4 protein-coding genes are annotated in these 4,152 nt (G+C 46.2%); 1 reads left to right on the forward strand and 3 read right to left on the reverse strand.

Going from position 1 to position 4,152, the window contains the following annotated elements; genetic code table 11:
* The 3 genes from QUA38_RS27785 to QUA38_RS27795 all read right to left on the reverse strand — a co-directional run.
* The coding region (locus QUA38_RS27785) for an MFS transporter (RefSeq protein WP_333167584.1) at window positions 1–537 on the reverse strand (537 nt) is incomplete at its 3' end.
* 193 nt (window positions 538–730) lie between these two features.
* Entirely contained in the window at window positions 731–2,002 is a 1,272-nt protein-coding gene (locus tag QUA38_RS27790; protein WP_333167586.1) for an MFS transporter, read from the reverse strand.
* A gap of 331 nt (window positions 2,003–2,333) precedes the next feature.
* The gene (locus tag QUA38_RS27795) at window positions 2,334–2,846 is read right to left on the reverse strand and encodes a DUF2808 domain-containing protein (protein WP_333149759.1); all 513 of its coding nucleotides are present in this window, start codon (window positions 2,844–2,846) and stop codon (window positions 2,334–2,336) included.
* Between the two features lie 444 nt (window positions 2,847–3,290).
* On the opposite strand from QUA38_RS27795, the gene QUA38_RS27800 reads away from it, so the two are divergent.
* Window positions 3,291–4,152 (forward strand): NAD(P) transhydrogenase subunit alpha (locus QUA38_RS27800; protein ID WP_333167588.1); only part of this gene is annotated, 862 nt, incomplete at its 3' end.

Raw genomic sequence — 4,152 nt, forward strand, 5'->3', positions numbered from 1 at the left:
ATAAAAGACATATTGCCAGCCGTAATTCTCAGTCAGCCACCCTCCCAATGTCGGCCCGATGGATGGTGCAAAAGTAGCTGTCATTGCAAACATCGCCATGCCGATTGGCTGCTTTTTGGGAGGCAAATTCGTCAGCAAAAATGTAAAAGACATCGGAATTAAAATGCCGCCAGACAACCCCTGCAAAGCCCGAAATACAATCATTGAATTCAAATTCCACGCCCAAGCGCAGCACATGGAAAAGAATACAAAGAAAGCGGCATTTACCAAGATGTAGCGACGGACAGAAAACACCTGCGACAGCCAACCCGTAATCGGAATTACTACAATTTCTGCGACTAGATAGGCGGTGGAAATCCAAGAACCTTCTTCTAAGGTTGCGCCTAAAGCTGCTTGAATATCTCTGAGTGATGCGTTGGTGATTTGGATGTCCAAAACTGCCATGAAAGCGCCGAGAATTGTTCCCATGACGCCGATCCAGGTTTTTAAGGGAACTCGATCGTCGCTCTGCTGTGGAATTGCACTTGTATTTGCCATTGTTTTAACCTCTGGTTGCGTAATTAATTTGGATCTTTTAACCGCAGAGGGCGCAGAGGGCGCAGAGAAAGAGAAGATAAGAGGGAAAAAGAGAAGTTTACAAATTGTTGAGGATTACTAGAGATACAGTCAGCTATTAGCTAGCTTTGGAAATCTTGTTTAAGGTTGGCATTTGTGCTTTTACACTAAATCCCTAGTGCGGAATTAAACCCATTTTTTGATAAAGTGGCCGGACTAAGTTTTTTAAAGCTGGCAACTGTTTGGTAAAAACTATGGAGCCTAAAACACAAATTATACCTCCAATGATGACTGTATTGGGAGCGCCGATATAATTTGCCAATCCCCCGGCAACTAAATTCCCAAAAGGTGTCACTCCAAAAAATGCCATCGTGTATATGCTCATTACTCTTCCGCGTTTGTCGTCTTCCACAATTGTTTGCAAAAATGTGTTTCCTCCTGCAAATTGGATAATGAAACCAAACCCCACGAACAACATCATGATTAATGACAGCCACAAAACGCGGGACAAACCAAAACCTATCAGTCCGAATCCCATAATTGCCGGTGAAATCGCAATCCATTTGCCGAGGCCAACTATACTTTTGCGCGAAATCAAATAAATCGCTCCCGTAAAGGCTCCGACTCCCGAAGCAGCCATCAAAAAGCCCAGAGTTTGGGCGTCGCCGTGCAGTAGTTTGGTGGCAAAAATTGGGACTAAAACTGTGTGCGACATTCCGGCCAAACTGACTAATGCTAATAGCAGTAAAATGGCTCGAATCGGGGGAAACCCGAAGGCATAAACGAATCCTTCTTTTAATCTTTGTAAGGGTTTGGTATTAGTTGCTGCAATTTTACGCGGTTTGATTTGCATCGCTAATAAGCCTGCAATTACAGCGATGTAACTGAGTCCGTCAATAAGAAAGCAATAACTTGCGCCGACTGTAGCTATCAGCAAACCTGCCATTGCTGGGCCGATTAGTCTGGCTGCGTTGAACATCGAAGCATTAATGGCGATCGCATTTGCTAAATCTTCTTTCTTTTCCACAAGTTCCGGTACAAAAGCTTGCCGTGCCGGCGCGTCAAAGGCGTTAATTGCACCTTGAAAGAAACTCAGTACCACAATCTGCCAAATGTTAACGACTCCTGTTAGCGCTAAAAATGCTAGCGCTAAGGATTGAACCATCGCTAATATTTGAGTGGCAATTAGGACTTGGTGGCGGTTCCAGCGATCGATTAAAACTCCTGCAAAAGGCAGTAAAATTAATGTGGGGATTTGACTTGTAAATCCCACCACACCGAGCATCCAAGGTGAATCGCTCAAATTGTAGACAAGCCAAACAGTAGCGACTTGCGTCATCCAATTGCCAATTAGGGAGATGCCTTGTCCTGCAAAAAACAGGCGATAATTTCTCGATCGCAGCGCTGGAGGAAGTTTTATTGTTTTGATTTTTGCTAGTAGATTCATGCTGCAAGTACGGCTAGAGCAATCCTATTTGATTGGTAAACATTTTTTAGGGGTAGCGTCCCTGTAGCCCTAATTAGCGAAGGGCAACCATCGGGGGACTGTCCCTAGACTCATTATTACGAATCATTGAGAATTGCGATATGAGTCGGAGGTTCTATTTTCACAACTCCCGAAAACCCGGATTTGAGTATTGTTAAATTTTTGCCCGCAGGAAAACGATCGCCACATTTAAATTTTTCTGTCGCGATCGCTTGACTAACGAGAAATTCCTTCCCTCACTCAATTAATGCTCAACAGCCAAGTACCGATGACTAACGAGAAATTCCTTCCCTCAATTAATGCTCAACAGCCAAGTACCGAGGTAACGCAGCAAGGGAACGTCCCCAGGGGTGCGGATGCGGACGTTGAAATGGTACATTCCGCCGGGAGATGGATTTCTGACGTTGGAGAGTACAACCTCAACATTGTTGCCGGCGGCAATTGGTTCTTTGGGATAAATTTCTATGAATCGATTTTCTTTGTCCCAGATTACTTCTTGCAATTCTATTGTTTTGTTTTTGACGCGCACTTTAATGTCTTTTTGGTCAAATTCGCCTTTGTAGTAGTCGGGATAGGATATGTTCAGTTGGGCGATCGCCAAACTTACTTTCTTGGAAGGAATTCGCAGCCGATATCTATCGCCACTCATCCCGGCTGTACCGTAATCCAAGCGATAGCTTAATTGGTTAGCGCGATCGGGGCCGCCGAAAATCGTGAATCCTGGCATGGACTGGGCTAAACTGATGGCGGGTAATCCAGCCACCAAGCAACCTGTAACCGCTAGTGCTGAAAATAATCGTCGCATAACAACTCCTCTAATTAAACTCTTGGTGAACCTTAAATATTGCTCGCCCGAAATTTGCGATCGTGCCTACAATATATCGAATGTCTCAGCAATTTGATGAGGGCGATCGCCCGCCGGCTGAGCTCACTTTTTTTTGCCTAATTTTTGCGTAATACTGATAACTGACATTCAAACTACAGAATTAGGCGACATAAAATTATATCATAATCGGTTGCCAACTTAACAATTTAGCGAATTTGAATGTATAAGATAAGTTAAAGATACGGGTCGAATTTGGGCGATCGGCTTTAGTATCAACGAGAGAAGTTTAGGGGAACGGCTGCTTCAATGTAAAGCAAGGCATCGGGCGATTAAAAATCGCACTTCAAGAAACCTGCGGAGGCAGGTTTTGTGTGTGTAGGCGCGGTTTCAACCGCCCTGGGAAGGCTTAAATAAGGAGAGTTCATGAAATTAGCGATCGCAAAAGAAATAGCAGCAGGGGAACGCCGGGTGGCTTTAGTACCTGACGCTGTAGCCCGATTAGTTAAACAGGGCGTCGAAGTTCGGGTTGAGGCCGGTGCCGGCGCACAATCCTTTTTCTCGGATATTGCTTACGAAGAAGCGGGAGCTCAGGTTGTCGCTGATACCGCTAGGCTGTGGGGCGAAGCCGATGTCGTCGTGAAAATCGGGGCCCTGCAAGAATCAGAAGTTCATCAACTCCGGGAAGGAGGCGTTTTCATCGGATTTTTGAATCCTCTGGGAGATCCAGCTTTAGTGCAGCGTTTAGCCGATCGCAAAGTAACGGCCTTCAGCATGGAAATGATCCCGCGCACCAGCCGCGCTCAAAGCATGGATGCGCTGTCATCTCAGGGTAACGTTGCCGGTTACAAAGCGGTACTGATCGCAGCGGCAGCTTTGCCAAAGTATTTTCCGATGCTGACAACGGCGGCGGGTACAATTCGCCCCGCGAAAGTATTGGTAATGGGTGTGGGCGTTGCTGGCTTGCAGGCGATCGCCACGGCGCGCCGTTTGGGTGCGGTAGTCGAAGCCTTCGACATCCGCCCAGAAACAAAAGAACAAGTGCAAAGTTTGGGCGCTAAATTCCTTGATGTTGAACTAAAGGAAGAAACCGTCGCCGCCGGAGGTTACGCTAAAGAATTATCAGAAGCCGCCAAAGAATACACCCGCCAAGTGCTCACCCAACACGTCAGCGCTTCCGATGCAGTGATTACAACCGCTCAAGTTCCCGGCAGAAAAGCACCTATTTTAGTTACTAGAGAAATGGTTTCTCAAATGAAGCCCGGATCGGTAATTGTTGACCTCGCGG

It is taken from the genome of Microcoleus sp. Pol12B4 (assembly GCF_036701385.1).
Classification (GTDB): domain Bacteria; phylum Cyanobacteriota; class Cyanobacteriia; order Cyanobacteriales; family Microcoleaceae; genus Microcoleus.